The sequence below is a fragment of the Nostoc sp. DedQUE02 genome, assembly GCF_034531035.1.
GTDB lineage: Bacteria > Cyanobacteriota > Cyanobacteriia > Cyanobacteriales > Nostocaceae > Nostoc.
The window spans coordinates 1-23841 of sequence record NZ_JAVRBY020000042.1; the positions used below are offsets into that span (position 1 = coordinate 1).

23 protein-coding genes are annotated in these 23841 nt (G+C 38.4%); 17 read left to right on the forward strand and 6 right to left on the reverse strand.

Annotated elements, in window-relative coordinates; translation table 11 throughout:
• The first annotated feature begins 103 nt into the window (after positions 1–103).
• On the forward strand, positions 104–1009 hold the full coding sequence (miaA, locus tag RMX98_RS25365; RefSeq protein ID WP_322680080.1) for a tRNA (adenosine(37)-N6)-dimethylallyltransferase MiaA: 906 nt from the start codon (positions 104–106) through the stop codon (positions 1007–1009).
• A gap of 57 nt (positions 1010–1066) precedes the next feature.
• On the opposite strand, the gene RMX98_RS25370 is transcribed toward miaA, so the two are convergent.
• Positions 1067–1795 (reverse strand): Uma2 family endonuclease, encoded by a 729-nt coding sequence (locus RMX98_RS25370; protein WP_322680081.1) that lies wholly within the window; start codon positions 1793–1795, stop codon positions 1067–1069.
• Positions 1796–1927: 132 nt separating this feature from the next.
• Between RMX98_RS25370 and RMX98_RS25375 the strand changes: the two genes are divergently transcribed.
• The 6 genes from RMX98_RS25375 (at position 1928) to RMX98_RS25400 (ending at position 11329) form a co-directional block, all read left to right on the forward strand.
• Positions 1928–3328, forward strand: coding sequence for a WG repeat-containing protein (locus RMX98_RS25375; RefSeq protein WP_322680082.1), 1401 nt, complete (start codon positions 1928–1930; stop codon positions 3326–3328).
• Between the two features lie 140 nt (positions 3329–3468).
• Complete coding sequence (glcD, locus tag RMX98_RS25380; RefSeq protein WP_322680083.1) at positions 3469–4941, forward strand: glycolate oxidase subunit GlcD; 1473 nt, start codon at positions 3469–3471, stop codon at positions 4939–4941.
• A gap of 362 nt (positions 4942–5303) precedes the next feature.
• Positions 5304–6551: a glycoside hydrolase family 10 protein gene (locus RMX98_RS25385; protein ID WP_322680084.1), complete on the forward strand. Its 1248-nt coding sequence runs from the start codon at positions 5304–5306 to the stop codon at positions 6549–6551.
• Complete coding sequence (locus tag RMX98_RS25390) at positions 6551–7159, forward strand: hypothetical protein (protein WP_322680085.1); 609 nt, start codon at positions 6551–6553, stop codon at positions 7157–7159. Before RMX98_RS25385 ends, RMX98_RS25390 begins: the two co-directional genes overlap by 1 nt.
• Before the next feature lie 332 nt (positions 7160–7491).
• On the forward strand, positions 7492–9741 hold the full coding sequence (locus RMX98_RS25395) for a GAF domain-containing protein (RefSeq protein WP_322680086.1): 2250 nt from the start codon (positions 7492–7494) through the stop codon (positions 9739–9741).
• 163 nt (positions 9742–9904) lie between these two features.
• On the forward strand, positions 9905–11329 hold the full coding sequence (locus RMX98_RS25400; RefSeq protein WP_322680087.1) for a hypothetical protein: 1425 nt from the start codon (positions 9905–9907) through the stop codon (positions 11327–11329).
• A 712-nt stretch (positions 11330–12041) separates the two neighbouring features.
• Here RMX98_RS25400 and RMX98_RS25405 read toward each other — a convergent pair.
• Entirely contained in the window at positions 12042–12863 is an 822-nt protein-coding gene (locus RMX98_RS25405) for a phage antirepressor KilAC domain-containing protein (RefSeq protein ID WP_322680088.1), read from the reverse strand.
• A 685-nt stretch (positions 12864–13548) separates the two neighbouring features.
• On the opposite strand from RMX98_RS25405, the gene RMX98_RS25410 reads away from it, so the two are divergent.
• On the forward strand, positions 13549–13782 hold the full coding sequence (locus tag RMX98_RS25410) for a hypothetical protein (RefSeq protein WP_322680089.1): 234 nt from the start codon (positions 13549–13551) through the stop codon (positions 13780–13782).
• 125 nt (positions 13783–13907) lie between these two features.
• On the opposite strand, the gene RMX98_RS25415 is transcribed toward RMX98_RS25410, so the two are convergent.
• Positions 13908–14063, reverse strand: coding sequence for a hypothetical protein (locus RMX98_RS25415; protein WP_322680090.1), 156 nt, complete (start codon positions 14061–14063; stop codon positions 13908–13910).
• Between the two features lie 455 nt (positions 14064–14518).
• On the opposite strand from RMX98_RS25415, the gene RMX98_RS25420 reads away from it, so the two are divergent.
• Complete coding sequence (locus tag RMX98_RS25420) at positions 14519–15049, forward strand: hypothetical protein (protein ID WP_409881823.1); 531 nt, start codon at positions 14519–14521, stop codon at positions 15047–15049.
• Positions 15050–15098: 49 nt separating this feature from the next.
• On the opposite strand, the gene RMX98_RS25425 is transcribed toward RMX98_RS25420, so the two are convergent.
• Positions 15099–15416 carry a hypothetical protein gene (locus RMX98_RS25425; protein ID WP_322680092.1) on the reverse strand — a complete coding sequence of 106 codons (318 nt, stop codon included), beginning with the start codon at positions 15414–15416 and terminating at the stop codon, positions 15099–15101.
• A gap of 317 nt (positions 15417–15733) precedes the next feature.
• On the opposite strand from RMX98_RS25425, the gene RMX98_RS25430 reads away from it, so the two are divergent.
• Positions 15734–15919 carry a hypothetical protein gene (locus RMX98_RS25430; RefSeq protein WP_322680093.1) on the forward strand — a complete coding sequence of 62 codons (186 nt, stop codon included), beginning with the start codon at positions 15734–15736 and terminating at the stop codon, positions 15917–15919.
• Between the two features lie 501 nt (positions 15920–16420).
• Here the strand turns inward: RMX98_RS25430 and RMX98_RS25435 are convergent.
• Both RMX98_RS25435 and RMX98_RS25440 read right to left on the reverse strand, forming a co-directional pair.
• Complete coding sequence (locus RMX98_RS25435; RefSeq protein WP_322680094.1) at positions 16421–17917, reverse strand: hypothetical protein; 1497 nt, start codon at positions 17915–17917, stop codon at positions 16421–16423.
• Between the two features lie 175 nt (positions 17918–18092).
• Positions 18093–18365, reverse strand: a complete 273-nt coding sequence (locus RMX98_RS25440; protein WP_322680095.1) for a hypothetical protein — start codon at positions 18363–18365, stop codon at positions 18093–18095.
• A gap of 380 nt (positions 18366–18745) precedes the next feature.
• Between RMX98_RS25440 and RMX98_RS25445 the strand changes: the two genes are divergently transcribed.
• From RMX98_RS25445 to RMX98_RS25475, 7 genes are all read left to right on the forward strand, one after another.
• Positions 18746–19084 carry a hypothetical protein gene (locus tag RMX98_RS25445; RefSeq protein ID WP_322680096.1) on the forward strand — a complete coding sequence of 113 codons (339 nt, stop codon included), beginning with the start codon at positions 18746–18748 and terminating at the stop codon, positions 19082–19084.
• Between the two features lie 297 nt (positions 19085–19381).
• A complete protein-coding gene (locus RMX98_RS25450) occupies positions 19382–19579 on the forward strand; it encodes a hypothetical protein (protein ID WP_322680097.1) in 198 nt (65 codons plus the stop codon).
• Between the two features lie 659 nt (positions 19580–20238).
• Entirely contained in the window at positions 20239–20511 is a 273-nt protein-coding gene (locus RMX98_RS25455; RefSeq protein ID WP_322680098.1) for a hypothetical protein, read from the forward strand.
• 553 nt (positions 20512–21064) lie between these two features.
• Positions 21065–22153 (forward strand): hypothetical protein, encoded by a 1089-nt coding sequence (locus RMX98_RS25460; RefSeq protein WP_322680099.1) that lies wholly within the window; start codon positions 21065–21067, stop codon positions 22151–22153.
• 138 nt (positions 22154–22291) lie between these two features.
• Positions 22292–22684, forward strand: a complete 393-nt coding sequence (locus RMX98_RS25465) for a hypothetical protein (protein ID WP_409881605.1) — start codon at positions 22292–22294, stop codon at positions 22682–22684.
• Positions 22685–22725: 41 nt separating this feature from the next.
• Complete coding sequence (locus RMX98_RS25470; protein ID WP_322680101.1) at positions 22726–23094, forward strand: hypothetical protein; 369 nt, start codon at positions 22726–22728, stop codon at positions 23092–23094.
• 45 nt (positions 23095–23139) lie between these two features.
• Positions 23140–23661, forward strand: a complete 522-nt coding sequence (locus RMX98_RS25475; protein WP_322680102.1) for a hypothetical protein — start codon at positions 23140–23142, stop codon at positions 23659–23661.
• Positions 23662–23841 lie beyond the last annotated feature (180 nt).

The following is a 23841-nucleotide window of genomic DNA, read 5'->3' on the forward strand; positions in this document are numbered from 1 at the left end:
TAAAGGGAAAAGGAATAAATTTAATCTTTCCCCTTTTCCCCTTACCCCTTTCCCTTTCCCCATACCCAATGCCCCATAACAAATGACAAATGACTAATGACAAATGACTAAATTAATTGTGATTTGTGGGGCGACGGCAACGGGTAAATCGGGTTTAGCTTTGGCTTTGGCAATGCGGTTCGGTTCTGTAATTCTCAGTGCTGATTCTCGTCAAGTTTATCGTGAGTTTGATATTGGGACGGCAAAACCAACTATAGCTGAACAAAAATTGGTGCCACACTATTTAATAGATATCTGCGAGCCAGCAGATATGATGACAGTAGCAGACTATCAGCAGCAAACACAAGCTTTAATTGCTTCTGTTGGTGTTACCCCACTGTTTTTAGTTGGTGGCACTGGTTTATATATACGTTCCATTGTCCAAGGGATGAAAATTCCGAGAGTTGCACCACAAATGGAATTGCGATCGCAGCTTGAATCTCTCGGTCAACCACAACTCTACGCCATGTTACAACAAGTTGACCCCGTTGCAGCACAAAAGATTCATGGCAATGATTTAGTGCGAACTTTAAGAGCCTTAGAGGTATATTATGTCACTGGTTATCCCATTTCAGAACAGCAAGGGGAGAATCCGCCCAATTATCCGATTTTGCAAATTGGTTTAGATTGCGATGTTGAAAAGTTGCTTGCTCGGATTCAACAGCGTACTGAGCAAATGATAGCAAATGGTTTGGTTGCTGAAGTGGAGTATCTTTGTCAAAAATATGGCGCTGATTTGTCTTTGTTGAATACTTTGGGCTATCAAGAAATTAAACAATATTTGGCTGGGGATATTTCCTTAGTTCAAGCCAAAGAATTAACAATTTTGCATACGCGACAATTTGCCAAGCGACAACGTACTTGGTTTCGAGCCTATCCACAAATTGAATGGTTTGATGCAGATGATCCTGATTTATTAGAGAAGGTTTGGCATCGTATAAATAAGTTTATAATTTGCACAAGTTCGTGAGATTTTTTTTACTCATGCAAAGACGCAAAGATTTTTTGCGTCTTTGCAGTGCGTGTCCTAAAGACTATCGGGATCTACGCCCATAGCACGTAGCCTTTCTGCTAGCAATTGGCTACGTTGTTCTGCCTGTTCGGCACGTTCTCGTTCCTGTTCGGTACGTTCTCGCTCCTGTTCGGCACGTTCATCTCCAGTCAGTAAAACATTACCATCTTGGTAGCACCAGCGTAACCAAGTATTTTGTCTATCTTCAAATTTCCCTTCCCACAAAGTTACACCTAAACCAACTTGTTCTAACCAATTTTCTGAAGTTTCAAAGTAGCGCCTTCCTCTAAGTTCATAAACGCGTAGTATTTTTTCTCCTAATTGCTGATTCTGGTCATATACGATATAGTAACTAGCCCGCATTTGTTCATAAATTTTAAGTTTTTTTCCCAGTTCATCACCTTCTTTATTAGAGACAATTTCAATTACGACTTCTGGAGGTTTGCCAAAACGCCAAACCATATAACAACGATTTTGTTTTTCCCACCATTTTTCAGGTACTTGAACATCTAAACTGAGAAAAACATCAGGTACAATGGGGGGCTGAAGGTCTGTGTAATAAATGCCCACATTAGCTTCAGCTAAAAAAGTCTGGCTTTGTAGAGAACTGTAAAGAGAACTCACTAAAAGGCGTTGTTGTTTAGCAGAAGCAAAATTGTCCACAGGTGTATCATCTTCAGTGACTAGCTGGTTGGCATCTGGCACATAGTAATCATCATCATTGATTAGAACTTGCTGAACCATGATTTTATCCAGTATCTAAGAGCGTTATTTCTAGATTAATTGATAGAGACCGAAGGATGCGTACTCGTTTACTCACAATAATTGCGTAAGTCGTGTCAAAATTTAAAGAAGAAGGTATGTAGCATCAGCACGATGATTGGACAAATATTGCGGCAGCGTTACAAAATTATTCAACAATTGGGAGTAGGGGGATTTTGCAAAACCTATCTAGCTGAAGATTTAGATATACCCATCATCCCCAAGCCGAAATGTGTTGTTAAGCAACTGAAACTCCAAGCAATACAATCAGAAATTGTCCGCCTATTTGAGAAAGAAGGGGAAATACTATATAGACTTGGACAAAGCTACAACCAAATTCCTAAACTGTTTGCCTATTTTGAGCAAAATAGTGCATTTTATCTCATCCAAGAATTTATCGACGGACAAGACTTAGGTAAAGAAATCATTTTTGGCAAGCAGCTAAGTGAAGCTTATGTCATGGAAATGCTATGCGAAGTACTAGAAATACTAGTGTTTGTCCATCAGAACAACGTCATACATCGGGATGTCAAGCCTCCAAATATTATGCGATGCAGGTACAGTGGCAAACTTATGTTGATTGACTTTGGGGCTGTAAAGGAGGTTGCCACTATATCAGGTCAAACTAGCCATACAGTTGCTATTGGTACTCTAGGCTATATGCCAAGCGAGCAGGCACAAGGCAAGCCTAAACTCCAAAGTGACGTTTATGCCTTGGGAATGACAGCAATTCAAGCGCTGACTGGTATACAACCACATTTACTTCCCACAGACAACAATGAAGAAGTGATTTGGCAAAATCACGCTCAAGTAAGTGAGACACTGGCAGAGATTTTAAATAAAATGGTGCGGTATGACTTCCGCCAGCGCTATGCAGATGCTAGTGAAGTTTTACAAGCATTGAATCAAGCTTTGGGCAAGACACAACCTCGGCTTATGCAGTCTTCGGTATACCCCACAGTAATTATCACACCTTCGCCATCTACTGTAGTACCACCAAAGCGAATAAGAATTAGTGATAAGTGTGGCTACATCAACACCAATGGCGAAATTATCATTTCTCTAAAGTTTGATGAAGCTTGGGATTTTTCCGAAGGGCTAGCTAAAGTAAAAATTGGTAGCAAGCATGGCTGGATAGACACCGATGGCAAATTTGTCATTCCTTGCCAGTTTGATGAAGCTTGGAATTTTTCCGAAGGGTTAGCAGGGGTTGCAAAACGTGTTTTTTGGAGCTTTAGTACCAAGTGGGGCTTTATAGATACCAGTGGTCAATTCATCATTTATCCTCAGTTTGATGATGTTTCTTGGTTTTCAGAGGGGCTGGCACCAGTCAAAAAACGAGGCAAGTGGGGCTTTATCAATACCACTGGTCAATTAGTCATTGCTCCTCAGTTTAATAACGCTTATCCTTTTCGAGAAGGAAAGGCATTGGTTGAAACTGGGGAAAGACAAGGATACATTATTGACAAAATGGGAAGGTTTATTTCTGAACTTTTATATGATAGTGGAGCATGAATGCAGTCTTGCTTTTATATCATGTAATTAGTTTAGCAAAATACCTCCAATCCAAATTGCAATCTCTCAATCTGGTTTGAAATTTATTTAAATAAATAATTTTCACTCTGAGAAACCTATAGTTATCTACTTTGAACTTTATGCTTACTCAAGATAAAAAACAACGCAACTGGAAACCCATTATCAAAGCATTCGAGGCTGTCCTTGGCAAAAATGGTGTGGTGCAACGCCGCGAAGAACTCATTACCTATGAATGTGATGGTTTAACTGGTTATCGCCAACGTCCGGCTGTGGTGGTGTTACCCAGAACTACAGAACAAGTTGCCCAAATTGTGAAAATATGCAACCAATATTCTATCCCTTTCATCGCACGCGGTTCTGGTACTGGTTTATCTGGCGGGGCTTTACCATTAGAAGACTCCGTTTTAATTGTAACTTCCTTAATGCGGCAAATCCTCAGCATTGATTTGGAAAATCAACGGACAGTTGTACAACCAGGGGTGATTAATAGTTGGGTAACACAAGCTGTAAGTGGTGCTGGTTTTTACTACGCTCCTGATCCTTCCAGTCAAATTATCTGCTCTATTGGGGGCAATATTGCCGAAAATTCTGGTGGCGTACATTGTCTCAAATATGGAGTCACCACTAACCACGTTTTAGGATTAAAAATTGTCACGCCAGAAGGGGAAATTATCGATATAGGTGGAGAAATCCCAGAAATGCCTGGTTATGATTTAACAGGTGTTTTTGTTGGTTCAGAAGGTACTTTAGGAATTGCCACAGAAATTACTTTGCGAATTCTCAAAAGTGCAGAATCAATTTGTGTATTATTGGCAGATTTTACTAGCATTGAAGCTGCTGGGGCAACTGTTTCTGACATTATCAGCGCTGGGATTATTCCTGGTGGTATGGAAATGATGGATAACTTCAGTATCAATGCAGTTGAAGATGTTGTAGCAACTAATTGTTATCCCCGCGATGCTACTGCTATTTTGCTAATAGAAATTGACGGTTTAGAAGTTGAAGTCGCAGGGAATAAGCAGCGAGTTACCGAAATTTGTAAAAAGAATGGGGCGCGGAATGTCACTTCTGCTACTGACCCAGAAACTCGTTTAAAATTATGGAAAGGACGCAAAGCGGCTTTTGCTGCGGCTGGACATTTAAGCCCAGATTATTATGTACAAGATGGTGTAATTCCCCGGACTCAGTTGCCTCATGTTTTACATGAAATTGAGGAATTAAGTAAACAATACGGTTATCGTGTTGCTAATGTTTTTCATGCTGGCGATGGCAATCTTCATCCGCTAATTCTTTATGATAATTCTGTGTCTGGTGCATTAGAGCAAGTGGAAGAAATGGGTGGAAAAATTCTTAAACTTTGTGTTCAAGTCGGTGGTAGTATTTCTGGTGAACATGGCATCGGTGCAGAGAAAAGGTGCTATATGCCACAGATGTTTAGCCAAGTTGATTTAGAAACTATGCAATGGGTGCGACAAGTTTTTAATCCTAAAGGTTTAGCAAATCCAGAAAAGATATTCCCCACACCACGCACTTGTGGTGAAGCAGCAAATGCATCGGCACTCAAACAATTTGAAGGTGTGGAAAGATTTTAAGAAGAAAGAATTCAGGAGTCAGGAGTCAGGAATCAGGAGTCAGGAGTCAATACAGTTAAGATAAAATCAAAACACTTGTAGAGACGGCGATTTATCGCGTCTCAAAAAACCACAATTTTGTACTGAACCGTATTGAGTTAGGGGTTAAGGAATTTGAATTCCCAATTTATTAGGTTTTGGTATCGTTAAGTATATTCATGACCAAAATAGCTCCGTATTGCTTCAACTATTCTGACCTCTAACTCCTGAGTTCTGAGTTCTGACTCCTGAATTCTGAATCATTATTTCTTTACATCATCCGGAGGATTACAACTTTATTTTGTAGTTATATATATTCCGATCGCACTAGGTCACGCTTACAAATGAATCGGTTTGCTCGCCGTTGTGTTTCTTACTTGCTGTGTTTGGGATTAGTAGTCACTTTAACAGTTTTTTCACTCTCTTTAGTCTCTTCAGTGCCAGTTTATTCCCAAAAAACAAGTCCTTTAACTACAGAAATTCGCGGCGTTTGGATCACTAATGTTGCTAGTGGTGTACTATTTGTCCCTTGGGGTATTAACCGTGCTATAAATCAATTATCGGCTCTCAACTTTAATACAATTTATCCTGTAGTTTGGAACCGAGGACATACTTTTTATAAAAGTGCTGTAGCCCTAATGACTACAGGTTCAGAAACTCAACCTTTGCTCAACTTCATGCACGGTGGACAGGATGTTTTAGCAAAGATAGTAACACTTGCCAAAAATAAAGGTTTGAGAGTCGTTCCCTGGTTTGAATACGGGTTCATGACACCGCATTATTCACAATTAGCAAGGCGTTATCCTGACTGGTTGACAATTGGGCAAGAAGGTATAAATTCTATTCAAGATGTCCCACCAGAAGAAATCGACAATCTTTTAATCACTAAACAAGCTTGGTTGAATCCCTTACATCCACAAGTACAAGAGTTTATTCAAGGGTTAATTTTAGAAGTAGTTAGGGATTATGATGTGGATGGTATTCAACTTGATGACCATTTTGGGATGCCTGTACAGTTCGGCTACGATCGCTTCACTATTGAACTCTACCAGCAAGAACATCAAGGCAAAAGTCCCCCTACCGACCCTTTTAACTCAGAATGGATGCGTTGGCGAGCAGATAAAATTACTGATTTCATGGCAGAAATCTATCAAGCTGTGAAGGCGGTTAAACCCAAAGTTAGAATATCTTTGTCTCCTAACTATCAAGCTTTTGCCTACAAATACTATTTGCAAGATTGGGAAAATTGGATAAAAAAAGGTTTAGTTAATGAGTTGATTTTACAGGTATATCGAAATGACAAAAACTCTTTTATCGCTCAACTGGAACAATCATCGATAAAATTGGCTCAAAGTCTAATTCCTGTAAGTATTGGGATATCAACAGGAACGGTAGGTAATCCGGTGAAAATGGCGCAAGTTAGAGAACAGGTTCAGGTAGTGCGCGATCGCAATTTTGATGGTATCTCCTTTTTCTATTGGGAGAGTCTGTGGGGTTACATTGTACCGGAATCACCACAACAGCGACGCAAAGGTTTTTTTGAGATGTTTAATGCTACAACTGTCAGACTATTCAAACCAAAGAAACTTTGATGCCATTCGCGCCTAAAAATACTAGATTTGGCTTTACGTTGCTGTGGACTTTAGCTACTTTTGGCGGATTTTTATTGAGTTTACTCTTAATTGAAGTCGGCGAAAAGCCAGATATTGGCGTGGTAGAGGCGGCTATTGGCGGATTTGCGATCGCATTTCCTCAAGGTTGTCTCCTTAAACAACCTATATTTTGTATCAGGTGGATTTTGTCAAGTCTTTTGGGTTGGAGTATCATTACTGCGATCGGTATTGGTGCTGTGGGTTGGATTGTACCTAGCACTCAGATTTTTCCTCTGAGAATTTTGTCAGGCGCGGTTTATGGAGCATTTGGCGGCTTGGGGATTGGATTAGCACAATGGTTAGCAATTCCCCAGCCTCTAGCGTGGCGATGGATATTTGTCTCTGGAGCAAGTTGGACTATTGCTGTCCCCGTAGGTTCTGCTGTGGGGATGATCTTGCATCAGTTAACTCGGTTATTTTTAGGCGAAGTTATGGGATTAGCCACCACTTGGTTACTGGTTGGTATCCTCACAGGAATCAATGCTCACAAATTGCGATGCCTGGGGCGGGTGGTTCCTGAGCGCAGCCGAAGGGCTACACCTACGTAACTTCTTACTCACTTTATGAAGAATTATAAACTTAATTGATATATACTCAGGTTTGCACCTAGATATATGCAACAATCTTAAAAAACTGTTAAAAATAAATTCCAGAAAGTTTGCCCTCACCTGCAAATGTATTTCCACCTTCAAAAAGCAGGATTTTGTTAAGCTGACTCCTATTAGCTTTCCTAGATTTCTGATAAGAAGTAGAGAAAGATCAAAATTTCGATGAGCAACGGCTGACAATGCTTTGCTATAGGCGCTAAAGTGCATCTACTACAAGCATAACCATAAGAGAGCGCCTAGAAGAGTCAGTAATACAAGAGTGGGACTCTCGCATGAATATAAATCCAGTGGAATCAACTATGGAGTTGACAAAATTATCACCACCTCAAATTCTCTTTGGCACAGAAGTAGATGAAAAAACTAGTAGCGAGCAATTTCTACTAAGTATGTACGATTCTGTGCAAGCATCAATATTTGTAGTTGATGTTCTGGAGGATGGAGATTTTCGATATGTAGCCCTTAATCCCACTCATGAGCGGTGGATAGGGATTCGCTCAGACGATCTCCGGGGCAAAAAACCAGAGGATATTCTCTCCCCGATCGATGCTGCCAAGGTGCGTCAACATTATGCTGACTGCGTAAGCTTCGGCACAACTATTTCTTATGAACAATGTTTGCAATTCCAGGGAGTTCCTACTTGGTGGAGTACGACTCTCACCCCACTCAAGGATGCTAACTCCAAGGTTTATCGATTGATTGGTACTAGTACTAATATCACTCCTGCCAAGCAAGCAGAACAAGTAGTTGGACTCCAGGTTGAACGAGAGCAACTGCTAGAAGCGATCGCTGGGCGAATTCACCAATCTGTAGAATTAGAGACAATTCTGCATCAAACAGCAATTGAACTGCGGCAGTTTTTGAATTGCGATCGCGTGTTGATTTATCGTTTCGAGGCTGATGGCAGTGGAATAATCATTGCCGAATCAACTGTAGCTACTAGCGATCCCCTATTAGGCAAAAACCTCACCGATCCCTGCTTGGGTGGCAAACATCCAGAACAGTACGAACAAGGTTGCATTCAAATTGTCGAAGATATTTATGCAGCCGGGTTGCATCCTTGCCATATAGATTTACTCGCATCTTTGCAGATAAGAGCCAATCTCGTCGTACCGATTTTTAAAGAGCAAGATATGTGGGGGCTGTTGATTGCCCAGCCTTGCCGTGAATCGCATCAATGGCAGCAAACAGAAACTGACTTGCTCAAGCAGTTGGCAACTCAAATCGGCATTGCTGTCCAACAGACAGAACTTCATCAGCAACTCCAGGATCTCAAAGCCAGGATGGAGTTGCAAAAACAGAAGCATCTCAATCAGTTGCAGCAGGTGCGAAACTTTGAAGCCTTGGTGCGGCGGATGACAGAACAAATCCGCGACAGTGTGGATGAAACTCAGGTTTTGCAGACACTCACCCAGGAATTAGCACAGTTACTAAACCTTGACCGTTGCCAAATCGAACTCTACAGCGCTGACCAAACCCTAGTTACTATTACTTACGAATACACCATTAACTTACCTCAATGTCAAGGATTAACTAAACAGATTGCAGATTATCTTGAGGTTTATCAGCCCCTGTTGCAAAAACAACCATTGCAATTTTTGGAAATGGCCCCGGAATGGCAACCAAATTTGTTAGTTATGTCCCAGATGGCTTGTCCAATTTTCGATCCTCAAGGGATTTTGGGAAATATTTGGTTGACAAGAGCATCGCAAGAGGCTTTTGACGAATTTGAAATTGAGCTAATGCAACAGGTTGCAAATGAATGTGCGATCGCTATTCGTCAAGCCCAACTTTACAAACAAAACCAGGCACAGGTAAAAGAACTAGAAAAAGGCGATCGGCTCAAAAACCAATTTCTCAGAACTTTATCCCAAGAACTGCGGACACCAATAACCAGCATCAGCCTTGCAGTCCAAACTCTTGAAAGTGTCCTCACACCAGCAGAAATATCAGAAATAGAAATAGTGCCGCAACTCTTGCAGATTTTGCATAACGAGTGTGGACGAGAAAGCAAGTTAATTAACGACTTACTCACACTCACATATCTCGAAGCCGAACCCGATCCCCCAACCTTGATTGCCATTGACTTTCAAAGCTGGCTTCACCCGATTATCGAGTCTTTTCGAGACCTCACCAACTGTCAGCGACAGCAGTTAAACCTGACTGTCGATCGGGCGCTGCCACCTTTGGAGACAGATATCACTGATTTAGAGCGGATTGTCACCGAACTGCTCAACCATGCCTGCAAATACACCCCAGCCGGGGAAGCGATCGCAGTTTCTGCTCACTTGATCGAGGATGCGATCGAGCTTAATATTACCAATACGGGAATAGAGCTTACCAGCAATGAACTCTCACGGGTTTTTGAACCTTTCTATCACCTTTCCAAACACGATCCTTGGAAACATAGCGGCACGGGGCTGGAATTGGCATTAGTGCAGAAAATGGTCAGACATTTAGGCGGCTCAATTTATGTAGAGAGTGCAGCAGGTCAAACCACCTTCACCGTCAAATTCCCCTTTTAATTCGTTTTTTGGACACGGCACTAGCTAAATTTTCAGAAATTGTGCTATGATTGTTATTCGTGTGGGTGACTAGCTCAACGGTAGCCTCCATTACGCCAAAAATCCCTAAAATAAGGGTTCTCCCTCATATCTCTCAATGGTTCCACCCATTATTGAGAGATAAATGAGAGACGAGTCTTCAGGCAATTTAATTGGCTTTGAACGCTTACTAGCTTTATTTAAGCATGTTCAAAAACAGACCCCTTCAGGAGTTGGGCTGAAAAGAGAAACCAAACCTTATGGTACCTACATACTACTCCAGTTTAAATTAGGAAGTAAGCGGGTAGCTAAAGCTTGTGGGTGCACATTTACTCAAGTAGGGATGGTTGAAGCCCTCCAAAAAGCTACTAAGGTGGCTGAGGCTCTAAATAGCTTTTCCACTGAAACAGAGTTCTGGGGTTGGTATGACCAAACCATTCTCGCTAAAAATACAATCCAAAATAACCTAATTACCTTTAAGCAGGCTATTGAGATAGCAGAGGATTATTTTTGGAATAATGTGAGGAAAAAGGGAGTAAGGGATAAAAGTAATCCTTCTCACCAATCATGCTGGTATGATGCTTATGGGAGGTTCTATAAAAGCCTTCCCTTAGATAAAGTCTTTAACACTACAGACCTACTGCAAGTCGTTAACTCAAAGGAGAAGGGAACTAAGAACTTCAAAATGTGTGTGAGAGCAATGAAGAAATTAGCCCAGCTTAATAATCAAGAGAATGCCTATAAAGAGCTTGAGAAAATTAACTCAACCCAAGTTAAGTTTAGGCAGGATTTACAAAGTGTATCTCTTGATGATTTCTTGCAGATGAGGGAGCAAATACTAGATGTCCCTGCAAATGATAAACGGTTTAGGATTGAGTCACGTAAGTCTTGGCTATTTGTTTTCTCAATGCAGGTAGTCTACGGATTGAGAATTAGTGAAGTATTTGCTGTTAAAAATATTGACCAACCTTTTACAACTAAAGATGGCGTAACTATACCTGCCTTAAATGACCCTACTAATCTAGATATGGTGGTCGTAGTTGGTAATGAAACTTTACTAGGGACGACCACCAAAACAGGCTACAGACTATCTATCCCATTAGTACCACCTAAACATAATGACCTAATTAATAAGCTGGAAATTAAATCAGGTCAGTTACCTAAACTTACCTTAAATAGTAATAACCCTGTTTCAGCAAGACATAAGTACACTAAAACTGCTAGAAATAATCTAATTACCTGGTTAAAGGGTAAGTTCACACAAACTCATGCTCTCAGGCACTTATCCAACTTACATGGTCTAATGTCAGGTGTGAGTTTAGAAAAACGAGCAATGAGTTTAGGACATTCCCCCGCTATGAATGATTCCACCTATAAAAGGCGGCGCACCACTCAAACTACACTAGACCTATTAACAAACTCCACCCACCAAACTATTCCCCTAGCCTCCGCAATAACTATAGCTAAACAGTTTGGATGCACTGAGACAAAGTCAGTGAAATTATTAGCCGCTATATATGGTTTAACTGAAGGTGAAATATCTTCCCTACTAATAGGTAACCAAAATTAGTACAATAAATTATTTCAAGCGCCCCTAGTAAAATCATATATAGATAATATCTACTATCAAAATATAAAATATCCCTACTAAAGATAATAAAAGTAGAGAGAAGAGGAGATAACTAACTAGTCAACTGAAGTTATGTTGCTCTATAACAACCTGCATTTCTCTACCTTACAAAGATACCTGAAATGTAGTACCAGTGCTGTGTTGACCCTTCTAGCAGCCTGTGGGGAGAGGGCTGATTGGATAGTAAAATAGGGAGTCTACTTGGCATAAGGCTGCTAGAGTTTCCAAGTCATCTAAAAATTCACCTTATTATAAAGGGGGGATTCAATCACTTTTCTTTATAAGTCAACAGATTATATAGCTGACTAACCTAGTTGACTCTGTACAGCAAACTAATTCAGTTGACTAGGTGCGATCGCTAACTGAATTAGTTTACTAACTCCAGGTGACTGATTGATTTACTTTCCCCTTCCCTTAGTAGAGTGGAGTTAATTGAGATGTTATGTTATCTCCTTATAGGTTATCTATCTATTATTACTATAAGTGGTACAAGTAGCGGCCCAGATTGCGGTTAACTTCAAATTAGGCGACTAGGAGCGATCGCTAGTTCAGGTAAACTGATTCTCTGTTAGCAGAAGCAGTTATCTATATACAGCAAAAAGACCTCAGCGTTGTTAGCGGCGAGGTCTTCTTAGTTAGTTATTAGTTTGAGTTATGCTGCCTTGCTGGGGACTCTGTAGCCTTCTTTTTGCAGGAATCTAATTAGGAAACTTAAGCCCTTTTGAGTTACTTTACAGGTAGGTTTAACCCCTACATTAGTAATTGTTTCTACCACCTCAAAGTAGCCTTGTGACACATACTGCTGGTAGGGTAGATTACCAATCTGAAGTACCCGCTTATCTCTCAACAATTGCATTAGGTTGTTTCTACCCAGTGAAGGGCTATTAATAATCTTTGCTGCTTCAGAAAAGCTAAGGAGTTTACCTGACTCAGCAATCACATCGTATACTTCCACTTTAGGAGCCATCTGAACTACCTTAGCTTCAGCTTCAGCAGCCTTGAGAGCCAATCTCTCCTTCTCATCTTCTGCCTCTACTAGCGCCAACAGAGCTTCCCGGTAGTTAGAAGGTAACTTAGGTTGGTTAGATTCAACTGGGGCCACCCAGCCTGTAATCTGCTGAATGTAAACTCTAATACCTATAGCAGCAAAGGCTCCTAGAGACATAGCAGCTTCAGTTCTACCCTGTTGAGCATAGTGGGTTAAGACTGCTGCACAGAAGGTGTCTTTTAGTATAGTAGCTTGCTGATATTCTGAGTTAGTCCGAAGGGCTAAATCCTCTAAACCCTTACCAGTAAAGGATTCTAGAATTGGAGAGGGTGCTTTAGTCCGAACAGTCTCAATGATTCTTCTGATTGATTTCTCATCTACACCGCAGGCTCTAGCTAAACCTGACTGTGACATACCACTTTCACCAGTAGCATTGATGGTGAAGTATTGGATACCGTTCTGATTGGAAATAGTTAAGTTAGACATAATAGTAATTAATATATATTTGCTTTAATACACCTATATTTTAACATTTTGTTTAATTAACGTCAGTAGTAAAAGTATTATTGAATGAGCATAATGACCAGTAAAAAATAATTTATATCTGCACATTTTTTACCTATAAAACTATTGACAAATACCCTAAAAAATATATAATTGAGGTATGAAAGTTGAGGGGAAGGGAATACTTCCAGCCAACAGGAAAAGGACAGCAATACGACACTAAGGCTGTTACACCCCAAGGTTTGAACAATAGTGAACGCATCACAGTTAATAGCTAACTTTCATAGGTAAGACAGCCTTAAAAACTTGAACAGCTACAGTCCTGCATGGCGATGTGTCGATAAGATTGAAAAGGGGTTTTGACAGTGCAACCATATACTGTTGGCAGATTTAGAATTCACAGCCACCTAGAATAATCCGCAGACTTTCCAGAGGATGACCAGCGATAGATTAATCCTCCTATACCTTCAGAGCAATCTGAGGGTTTAGTTGTATGTAGCTCCCTCTAATTCTCACAATTAGAATAGTCTCAGAAGCCTTTAATTTAGTTAGGTTAGCATTAGTATCCTTCAGGATTTAAGGAGCCTTCTAGGGCATTCTGGAGGGATTAACCCTACTACTCACTCCACTTACTAATTTTGTTTTTTGTAATAAAGAGGGATAACCAATGGAGACTCCAATTTTTAAAATAATAGAAGAAGAGTTGCTTCAATGTAGAGAACGGATAGATTCATTTATAAAGACTCTTCATGAGATAGATGCCTACTTTCCAGACAAACCTGACATTGCATTACTGTTAGCGCGGGCAGTATTGAAATATGAGGATACAAGTTTCCTCATTGAAAAATTGACTAGGCTCCAATGGAATGTAATGAGGGGAAAATTTGAAGAGGATAAATAAGGCTAAATTAGAGAAATAATGACCTGATGAGTCAACTAATCTTGTAGTTGACTCATCAGGGTATTTGTTGATATGGAGGGAGTCCAGATTAGTTGGCTTTTAAAGCTACTTTCCATTAAATAACTCTAACTATTAGAATCCTCATCCTCAATATTATCTGGGTATATTTTGAAAAGGTTATCTGCTTCTTTATCTTTCTCTGATTGTACCCAACGCTGATGATCTATAACAGTACGGGCTATGAGCTGTGCAAGTGTCTCTTTTCTTATTTGTTTCTTCAAAACTTTTACCTCAATAAAGTTGAGTTAAATTATACTCCTCTATTAGTAGGCTGAAAGGAGCGATCGCTTACTGTTAAAGTAGACTGCTTCTATCCGCAGAGAACTAGTTACCCCACCCCACAAGGCCCCTGAAGGTGGGGTAATTGTAAACATAGGCATTAGGTCATTCAGGTAAACTTGACTCTGTAGAGAGGCACTGCGGGTGTAGATGACCACAGAAGTATTGGAATGTAGATTGATGTATTGGTAGGCTAAAGTGGTGGCTGCTGAGATGCGATCGCTATAGTGATTCTTCTAAAAGAGAAGCAGCACAACTCCTCCATGTATTTAGATGCAGCGTTGAATAAATGGCTTCTCATATTCAGTTGTCATATTAATTTTTTATACACCCAGTTTACCAAGGACAAGAGCTAAAGAGTAGACTGGATGCTTTGATTGTTGTTCTAGGGTTACACATGAGCAAGCTAATACCCGTATTCTTAACACTAGCTCTATTGAGTAATAGTATGGTTGCTCAGGCTCAACCTCTGGCTAGTAAATGCCTTGGTATTAAAGAGGAGACTTTATCTAAGAAAACTATAATTAGGAAGTTTCCTACATTTAATATTCAACTGGAAATTGCTGAGAATACTAACGCTATCCAAATGACTGAAGGCAGCATACTAATAGTTGATAGAGGAACCTATAAGTACCTAAAGTGTTTGGAAACAAATGGTCGCGTTTTTGGTAGAGATATTTTTGGGCTATTAATCAGCAAGGGAACTGAGAGTTACCCCATCAATGAGCAGTTACCAAATAGACCCTCAACTTACATAGTTGCTACTAAAGACTATAAGAGCATGGCCTTAAGGTTTATTTTTGATAATGGTAATACTGATATTAGTTTATATGGAGGCGGGCCTTTAGAATCTAAACAGGAAGTAAAAGATGAGCTGGACTCTTTATTAAAGATACTGAAAGCAGTCACATTTTTATCTAATTATTAGGAGTTATGAAATCTATAAACTTTACCTAAGAAGTCTAAAGTTTATCTGATTAAAAGTAGTAAGCCTTCCAATTTTTAATAATCGCTTTAATCTCATCATAATTCACCTCATTTAAAGCTTTAACTCTTATAGCATTAATCCAATTTGGTATCCATTTTACACCCACCTTTTCTTCAGTACATAAAGTTACTACTTCATTTTGTAACACAGGAATTACCTTACTATAATGGTCAAGCCAATTTGTACCTAGAGGTAAGTAGGAATTCATGCTTTTCCACTTACTATAGGTTTCTTCTATGGCAGGACTAGAAAGCTCAAGTAAACCCTTCATCCTTTCATTTAATCTATCAAATGTAGACTCCTGCATAACTACACACCTGGTTAAGTACTGACCTACTCTAAAGCATCATTTAGCCTATGTATGTGATAGAAATCACCCCCAGTGCGATCACTAAGTGATTCTCTTATAGAAGATGCAGTCTCAATGATTAGGTGGCGGTAGTGACGGCAGCTACATTTGTTAACCTTGGTGAAAAGTTAACTGAAGTGGTGACTACTAACCTAGGGTAACATCCAGATACTCCTCAGTATTTAGTATAATATTATATACATACAGCAGTGTATTCCCTGCAAGAAATGGAATAATAAAAGGTTATTTTGAAATAGAAGCCCTATCTGAAAATTATGTCAGTACCACCATCAAAGATCATTAAAACTTACACAACTGATGAAACAGTTGAAAAAGAACTTGCCCCTGGTGAGAAATTTGAGAGAACTGTAGAGGCTATTGAGGAAGTAACCAGAACTAGCAAGACAGGGGTAAAAGAGGTGACTATAAAATATGAATCTGCCCCAGTTGAGAAACCTTAATACTAAATGATTAATTTAATGAGTTAGTTACAATATTAACTAACTCATTTAGTTGTCTTGATGTGAGAGGAGGGCTGTGCTTTAGTGAAATCTGGTAGCTTAGAAAAAAGTTGTAAGGATTTTTATAGCCTGTAATCTTTACTGTGTGAGGCTTGTAAGCTATCTACTATACTAATAATGCATGAAAATTTTATTAGTTATCTTATTACTCTTTTCTTTATTGCTCTAGGATATTTGATAAACTTAGTGTTCTTTGTTGCTGTTCCCTGTTTTCTTGTAGTAGTTTGGTAATTTAAGGGGTAAAAAAAGCTAACCTGCTCTATGGTGGCCCCTATTAAAGTTAACTAATTCTATTCCTCTATATTCAATCCTTTCAGTTAGGTGTAGTTTCAGTTTGCTTGGTGGAAAGTTAACTGAAGTGATTTCTTGACTCTATCCTTTTAATTAAAAAAAAAGGGTAGCTAATTCAGCTACCTCTTATAAGTTTTGTTAGATTTAGTTTTAGTAAACTTCAAATTCTAATAGAGAATCTGGAAACTCTTGAGCTAACCAGCTAGTTAATCTTTCCTGTACTTCAGTTACCTTAGCTGGCTCAACTTCTAAGCTCAAACCATCATAAGAGTAGGTAAGGATGTTTTCATTTATCTGCTCACCAATCATTCTCTGAATAATTAATTGTTCAGCCCCCTGAGCTAAGTGAGATAGCAACTTGGCACCAATCTTGGAATTGTTAACTTTACCTTTCTTGACTTCACTTCTGTACTCACTGGTTTCCTTCTTGAGGTTAAACTTTAAACCCAAGGCATTTGTATGGATGACATTCTCAATTTCACCAGCTTCAATCTTGTCAATGGTGAAGTCAGCTAACCATTCATCTCGAAGCTCTACAAGGGGCTTTAGTATACCCTCAAAGCAACTATTAACCATTTCCTTGGTTACAGTGAATCTATACCCTAGTTTCTTTTCAGCTTTCTGAGTGGCTAGAAAAGGAAGCTCACTCATTTTGGCTCCAAAACAGAAACCATAAATGATTACTTTCTTAACTTCTTTGGGTAGTGTGATAGGCCCTATGTGCTTCCAAATACTATCAGTTTTAATAATACTTAGAATCTGTTTCTTAGTTTCTGTGGCTTGTAGGATATCACAAAGAATAATTAACTGAGCACACTTTAAGTCCATTTCCATAACCTTGTTGGCTTTGTTGGTTGGCTTAACATAGTGCTTTCTAATTTTACTTGTTAGAGCCATAGGGCCACCTGATGTATGTAGTCTTCCAGGCCCCTGGATATAAAAGGAACCATGATACTGAGGATCATTAGTTTCTCTGATATCATCTAAAGCACTTAATAAAGCCTCTTGTTGGTCTTGGCTTAATTCAAGGCTTCTGTTGAATTTTCTACCTTCTCTTGAATTAAATAAATTCAAGTCAAATACAAATTTAGAATCCCTTAACTTCTCCCAAGCTTTTTTAGTTACTTCAGGAAGTTGATTAGACCTTAGACATCTACCACCCCAAGCAGCAGGTTTTAACCCAACATTAAGGTCAGGTTTAGCAAATGCTAACTCATCATATTCCCCACTTATCAACTTAGCCAACTCTTCTTTAATTTCCTCCATTAGCCCCTCTCCAAGCATAAACCTGCGACAATAACCTTCCCCATGCCCCGTAACACTAATAAACTCAAGTAAGGGGTCTATAGTTTCTTTTGTAACAGTTGCCATATATTTTTTAAATTTAAGTTTAGTATTATAATCTTCTACTGAAAAGGGAGTCATTAAAACAAATAGGTATTCAACTGGTATTTGCAAATAATCATTAGGTTCATTATCTTGTGCCTTCTGGTTTCTAACCCTTAACAAGGAATATACATAAGCTACTTGCTGGTTAGTAGGAGCTTTACCTATTAAATTCTCTAAAGCTTTAGCTACCAATTTACCCTTCATCTTCTGGGTAATCTTAAGTTGGTAATTATCAATTTTCTTAATGTGGTCTTCCATATTTAGTTGTCTATTTAGTTTTAAAAATATAAAGTTTAGTTATTTAGGAAGAGAGGAAGGAGAGTAACTAGCTCTCTTTTCAGCCTTGCAAAGCTTATCCTCTATACGTAATATTGTAACAAAGTTTGTTATAAATGGCCATAGTAAAAGGGGCATTTTATAAGCAGATTAATAATTAATCATAGGTACTATTTTCCATAGCAATGTTGACCCACTCCATTACTTGACGTTCCCAGTCTAAATCCACAGGGTCTTCATTTATTTCTACTTCGGTAAACTCAGGTTTAGTTAAGTTCTGAACCTCAGTTAAAGAGACATACATATAGCCCCTTCTGTTCTTATATCCTTTGAGTTTACCAGTACGAATATAGTATCTAACTCCATCTGAACCAGATAATCCTAATAACTTGGCAGCTTTTTTAGTAGTAATTAAATCAGTTGGTATCATAATAATTTCCTTTAGTTTATTTCTTTTCTTTCTCTCTATATATAAAAATTGTCCAAACTATTTTAAATTGATGCCTGAATTTCCCTAAATTAATAATGTAGAAAAAAGTTGTAAGGGAATTTATAGGTTAAAAAGTTTACAACGCTTATCTATAGGGTAATAATGCACTAATTCTAATAGCTAACTATTAGATGATTATTATTTTGTTTTCTTGTGAATAGTTGTCTTCTGTTGTTTCCTATTAAAAGATAAATTTGCTGTAGAAAAAAAGCAAAAAAACTTAACTCTGTCGCCGTTAAATATTGGTGCTTATACTGAATGAATTTCTTTTATTAGAGGTTAAAGTTGTGTACAAATTCAATTGATTACTGGGGGATTTTATGTTTAGACATTTACTAAAAAATATCGGTTTAGGCATCGTTATAGTTTCTACTACTATTTCCAGCCCTGGTTTAACACAGACCCAATCCAATTTAAGTTCTCCACCAAAGCTAAATTGTGCTCCCAAAAGTAATCAATCGCATATTCTTTCTGCTCCTAATCCAAAGAAGATTCATCCTAATTGGAAGAATGGTATTGGTTACTCTTGGACTTTACTAGGTAAAAAAATAATTAAAAATAATACAGGTATTTATATTAAGGGTAATTTATATTCACCAAGAGGAGGGCTTGTAAATAAGAATGTATTTATTATACAAAAGGAATGGGACTGCTCTTAAACTTATATATTGAGGTCTGGTGCTCATCTATCCTCTATTGCACCGCAGGCATTAGGATTACTACAATCAGTGAACATTAAAGAGACGACTTATAGGGTGTATACTATAAAATGCTAAACTGATTGTTTTTTATTAAATTTATGGAAGCTATAACACTAATTCAAAAGCTCATTAAATTATCAGGTAAAACAAAAGAGTTAAAAATTGTCCCTTTGTCTGACTCATTAGGGGTAAAAAATAATATGTAATGAGGGATCACAGTTAGTAGTAGATGAAAGCTTTTCTGATGAAGATGAGTTGTTACCTCTTTTAATTAAAGAGATAGAAAGTCAAAAATGGGGCTATGAAATTAAAGCTACTTGGTTTGAAACAGATCAAGTAGGGGCTTTAACCTACAACCGCTATGATTATTCTGTAAAAGTTGACACTGAAATTGCTATATCTGAGAGTAAAGTAGAAGCATTAATAGCTGCATTAATTAGAAAGTTAACTTAATACTTTTAGGTCTTTACTATATCCAGAAGCCTTACTATAAGAGCACTCCTCACTTCTGAGGAGTGAGGATTAGACAGCTTCTCCAAAAGGAGAACCAGTTTAGTAGACATTAAAAAAAGAGGACTTATTACAGCCCTCTCTGATTTAGATTATTTATGCAGTCTTGCTTGGCACTTCATGCGCCGCAGGCTATAAGCCAACCAAGTATTCAGCATTTTTTAACTGCTTCCTCATTCTCAATAGTTAACTGAAGCTACCAGACAGATGGATGCGATCGCAGGTATTATTGAGTTTTTTAAGTGATAGCAAGAGAATAATAACATTTATTTTGAAGGAGGGACTTTCCCCTCCTTTTTCATGGGTTTCATTAGCTGAATCATTGTGAGTATCTAAAATGTACAGATCAGTCTAGTTATAAAATTACAGTACCAGAATTAGAAACCTTACTGTAAGCTCACTCTACAATATTGTTTAGCTTCAGATTGCTTAATAGGTAAACATAAAATGTGCAGGTTTCTTCATTCCCTACCTTCCCTACCTTGGTTAGATTAAGACAACTTCTCCCAAAGAAGAAGCAGTTTAGTTTTTAACAGTCTCCCAGTTAATGCAAGGTTATTTTAGTATTATTAATTCATGAACATTAAGGAACTTACATTACTATGAAGACCACATCACTGATTACCACTTCCCACGCAATTCTCACCGTTACTGCTTTAGGTATCCTCACAGCGTCTCCTATTTTGTTAGCACTAGCTTTCTTAGGTTTCTGTGTGGACAAAGTATTGGATGAAGCTCTACTAAGCTCTCTGAAGACAACTGTAGCCCTTCAAGATTTACACACAGAACACTTGGAAGACCAGCTAGCTGCTAAGAAATCTAATGAGTCATTACTTACCTCTTCTACTAAAAGAGTTGCAGGAATCTCAACCTAAGCTAAGTCAAGACCTGCTTTCTCAGTGTCTATCTAAACTAACCAAACTTGAGAAGGCAGCCATCATGTATCAGCTTAATAAAAATAGGAGTGCTGAGATTATACTCACCAATCTTTACCTGCAAGATGGCACCTCTTCCAAGTTTGACACCTGGGCTGATGAACTTTACTTAGAAGTTGTTAACAACCTAAATTATTCAATATCAGAAATCCTAGATTAATTACTAATATGATTACTATTATTACCCTTATTATTTTCACTTTGATTCTATTCAGCTTTGTTTTGGGTTTACTTGTAGGAAAGCTACTGCTACAGCCTCAGTTAACAGAAGATAACTTGGCTGCATATACTGACTTCCAACGTGACTTTGCTGATTTCTCTGACCGCAACTAACCCCAGCTAAGTTTAATTAAACTAATAGCTTCCTACTGAAAATAGGGGGGGGCTATTTTGTTGTGACAACCTGCACAGATTCTGCATACGGGTGTCAGTTAATATTATGTATAGAAGGTTGCAAGAGACCTAATTAAATTTACATAATATATAAATCATTATGATTATTACAACACAACCACTCAAAGATTCCATTCTCGCTTCTGAACCTCAAGCTGACCTTTCCATCTTAGAGGAGTTATGCGGCTTAGTTAGAAAACACAACCTCAAATGGGTTGGTAGAGGTAGCAAGCATGGAGCCTTCTTTATCATGTCTCAGTTATCAATAGCTAAAGGTTTAGATTCAGATGATTACAAATCCCATTGGGTGACAAGGTGCGCCAAAGGCACCCCGTCAGAATCCTTACCTGGAGAGGCTTTGAAGTTAGAGGGTGAAAAGCTAGCTGCCTTCAAGAAACTATACCAAGAAGCTTACCCAGGTGAGTCTTTAGGACGTATTAACTCATTATTTGTAGGAGATTGGATTCATGCTTACAGCTACTTAGTCCAAGGACAAACACAGACCGCTAAAGACTTCCAAACATTAGGTGCTAAATCAATAGAGGTAGCTTCAACTAGTGAATTACAACACATTGTTGAACCAAACTTACAATTAAAGATTATGGAATTAGCTGGCTACTCTAATATCAACCTAAAGTTTGAAGTAGCGGTAGTTGATAGTTTTAACGCAGGTAGTCATAGAAGATGGGACTTTGTAGAGAGACTACCTAAAGTTACCAAATTGTATGAGCTAAAATCTCGCACCCTCTCTGAAGATAATGTGCGTTCTACCTTATTTGCTAAAAAGTATGTTGAGTTAGCTTCTGAACGTTTCCCTGGTAAACCAATTGAGTTCATCTTCACATCTCCCAAAGGAATTAGTTGGGAAGCTAAGAATCTTATTCAGGAGGTCAATGAGAAGGCTTCTACTTTGTATCCTGGGGTAAAGGTTAAAGTAAGTTTCATTGATACTCAGGAGATTACAGAGAGGCTTATTAATAACATTCTAAATGACTCACCAATTGAATCTCACTTCTGGTTTAAGAGGAAGTTAGAAACAGAAGGGTTTAATTGTGTAGTAAGTAGTAGAACGGTAGACAGATTAAACACTTCTATTGTTGAGGCTTATCAAACTGGGCGGTTAATCAGAAAATCCAAGATAGATAACGTTATTCAATTCCCAATTCTAAAGAGCGCTAAGGCAGCTTAACTAAACTCAACTGATTCTCTCTATATAGAACCACTTCATCCTCCTCTAACCAGGGGGATTTTTTAATTTAATCCCACCTTTTACTATCACCCTTCACCTATTATTTAAAGCATAGAAAGAGAATTATAGGGCACTTAAATGAGTACTGCAATTAGTAGAGCTTACAAGTTATTTTTAAAGGGTTATTCCCTTCGTAAAATAGCCAAAATATTCAAGATTCCCAAGTCAACTTTATCTTACAAATTCAGAAAGCTTTATGGTTCAGATTACGCAGAGCAAAGGAATCACTGGGGTATATTACCAGTAATCCAAGAGTATATAAATGATAAAGATTTATCAGTCAGAGATAGACAACAAATAAGGGATTGGATGAATAGTAACTTCAATCAGATTATTGAAAGTGAGAGAGCAAACTTAGATAAACCTCTGTACACAAACCGCAAACTCCAACAGCTAACTGAACTTGAATACTCCTACCGCAAAGGAGACTGGAAGCGGTTATTTGAAGACACCTTAATCTCAAACTATTAACTATTAATTTTACTAATAAATAAACAAAAGGATTACATATTATGACTACTATTACTAGCTACATTGATTCTACAAATTTAGAAGAATGTTTAGAGCTATTTTTCTCAGGAGAGTTTGATAATGTTGACCAATATATTCCCCACCTCTACAAAGATTTAAGTGAACTGAAGCCAGGTAATTCTCTATTTGGTAAGCTTGATTCTGCTGACCTTGAGCTAGCTCTATGGACGCTGGGTACATTACACAGGGCAGCTATTGAATTTCACTTTATAGGTAATGAGACATCTTGGTTAATATTACGCCACAACTACCTCCACAGTAACCAGCAAGGGACTTTAGAAAGCTGGATGACTGTAACATACCTTGAGGCATTAGAACTGCTCTCCAGTGAGGTTATGAAGCTAATTTAGGACAGATTTATTAGTTAGATATCTAAATATTACTAGGTGCTTCAGGTGGCACCTTTTTTTATGGGAACAAATAACAAAGCATTTATGCTGACACAAGTTCAGCGAGAATTTTTAATATTACTTTTATCAATTTCACCTCACTTATCTAAGCCCCAAATTAGAGCCATCTTCCTGAATAAGTTTCAGGTTGAGTTAACAGAGCAGCAGCTAAAAACATTAATAGCTAAATTCAAAAAGAAAGTTGAGGAGCTTCAGAAGAGTGAAGCTTTGACTTTGGAATTGGCTATCAAAGTTGGGCTAGTTAACTTGCACTCTAAAATAAGCCGCACCTTAGAGCTACAACAGATTGTATCTATGGGTAAGAATGGTTATCTGCATGAAACCCAATCTGCGCGAGGTGAGGTTGTTTCTTACCTCAAGCATGACTTAAAGACAGCAGTTGAGGCTCTTAAAGCTATTAGGGCTGAGTGGGCTGATGGGGTTCAACAGCAAGCTAATTACACAATCCTCATAGGCGATACCCAGGCTCCACAAGTAGAGGAACTTGAGGGAGACGATGAGTTGTGAGCTTCAACATTAACCTACATGCTAAACAAAAGGAGATATTTTTAGACAAACGCAGGTTTAAGTTATTAGTCTGTGGAAGGAGATTCGGTAAGTCGCATTTACTTAGAACTGGGCTTATAGTGGCAGCCTTAAGTTGTAATCTCCCCTATGACCCAAATTTTCCTACTGTTGCTGCCCTAA

Coding starts and splice junctions, on each gene's coding strand:
- miaA (WP_322680080.1), top strand. CDS start 104: ATGACTAAATTAATTGTGATTTGTGGGGCGACGGCAACGGGTAAATCG.
- RMX98_RS25370 (WP_322680081.1), bottom strand. CDS start 1,795: ATGGTTCAGCAAGTTCTAATCAATGATGATGATTACTATGTGCCAGAT.
- RMX98_RS25375 (WP_322680082.1), top strand. CDS start 1,928: ATGATTGGACAAATATTGCGGCAGCGTTACAAAATTATTCAACAATTG.
- glcD (WP_322680083.1), top strand. CDS start 3,469: ATGCTTACTCAAGATAAAAAACAACGCAACTGGAAACCCATTATCAAA.
- RMX98_RS25385 (WP_322680084.1), top strand. CDS start 5,304: ATGAATCGGTTTGCTCGCCGTTGTGTTTCTTACTTGCTGTGTTTGGGA.
- RMX98_RS25390 (WP_322680085.1), top strand. CDS start 6,551: ATGCCATTCGCGCCTAAAAATACTAGATTTGGCTTTACGTTGCTGTGG.
- RMX98_RS25395 (WP_322680086.1), top strand. CDS start 7,492: ATGAATATAAATCCAGTGGAATCAACTATGGAGTTGACAAAATTATCA.
- RMX98_RS25400 (WP_322680087.1), top strand. CDS start 9,905: ATGAGAGACGAGTCTTCAGGCAATTTAATTGGCTTTGAACGCTTACTA.
- RMX98_RS25405 (WP_322680088.1), bottom strand. CDS start 12,863: ATGTCTAACTTAACTATTTCCAATCAGAACGGTATCCAATACTTCACC.
- RMX98_RS25410 (WP_322680089.1), top strand. CDS start 13,549: ATGGAGACTCCAATTTTTAAAATAATAGAAGAAGAGTTGCTTCAATGT.
- RMX98_RS25420 (WP_409881823.1), top strand. CDS start 14,519: ATGAGCAAGCTAATACCCGTATTCTTAACACTAGCTCTATTGAGTAAT.
- RMX98_RS25425 (WP_322680092.1), bottom strand. CDS start 15,416: ATGCAGGAGTCTACATTTGATAGATTAAATGAAAGGATGAAGGGTTTA.
- RMX98_RS25430 (WP_322680093.1), top strand. CDS start 15,734: ATGTCAGTACCACCATCAAAGATCATTAAAACTTACACAACTGATGAA.
- RMX98_RS25435 (WP_322680094.1), bottom strand. CDS start 17,917: ATGGAAGACCACATTAAGAAAATTGATAATTACCAACTTAAGATTACC.
- RMX98_RS25440 (WP_322680095.1), bottom strand. CDS start 18,365: ATGATACCAACTGATTTAATTACTACTAAAAAAGCTGCCAAGTTATTA.
- RMX98_RS25445 (WP_322680096.1), top strand. CDS start 18,746: ATGTTTAGACATTTACTAAAAAATATCGGTTTAGGCATCGTTATAGTT.
- RMX98_RS25455 (WP_322680098.1), top strand. CDS start 20,239: ATGAAGACCACATCACTGATTACCACTTCCCACGCAATTCTCACCGTT.
- RMX98_RS25460 (WP_322680099.1), top strand. CDS start 21,065: ATGATTATTACAACACAACCACTCAAAGATTCCATTCTCGCTTCTGAA.
- RMX98_RS25465 (WP_409881605.1), top strand. CDS start 22,292: ATGAGTACTGCAATTAGTAGAGCTTACAAGTTATTTTTAAAGGGTTAT.
- RMX98_RS25470 (WP_322680101.1), top strand. CDS start 22,726: ATGACTACTATTACTAGCTACATTGATTCTACAAATTTAGAAGAATGT.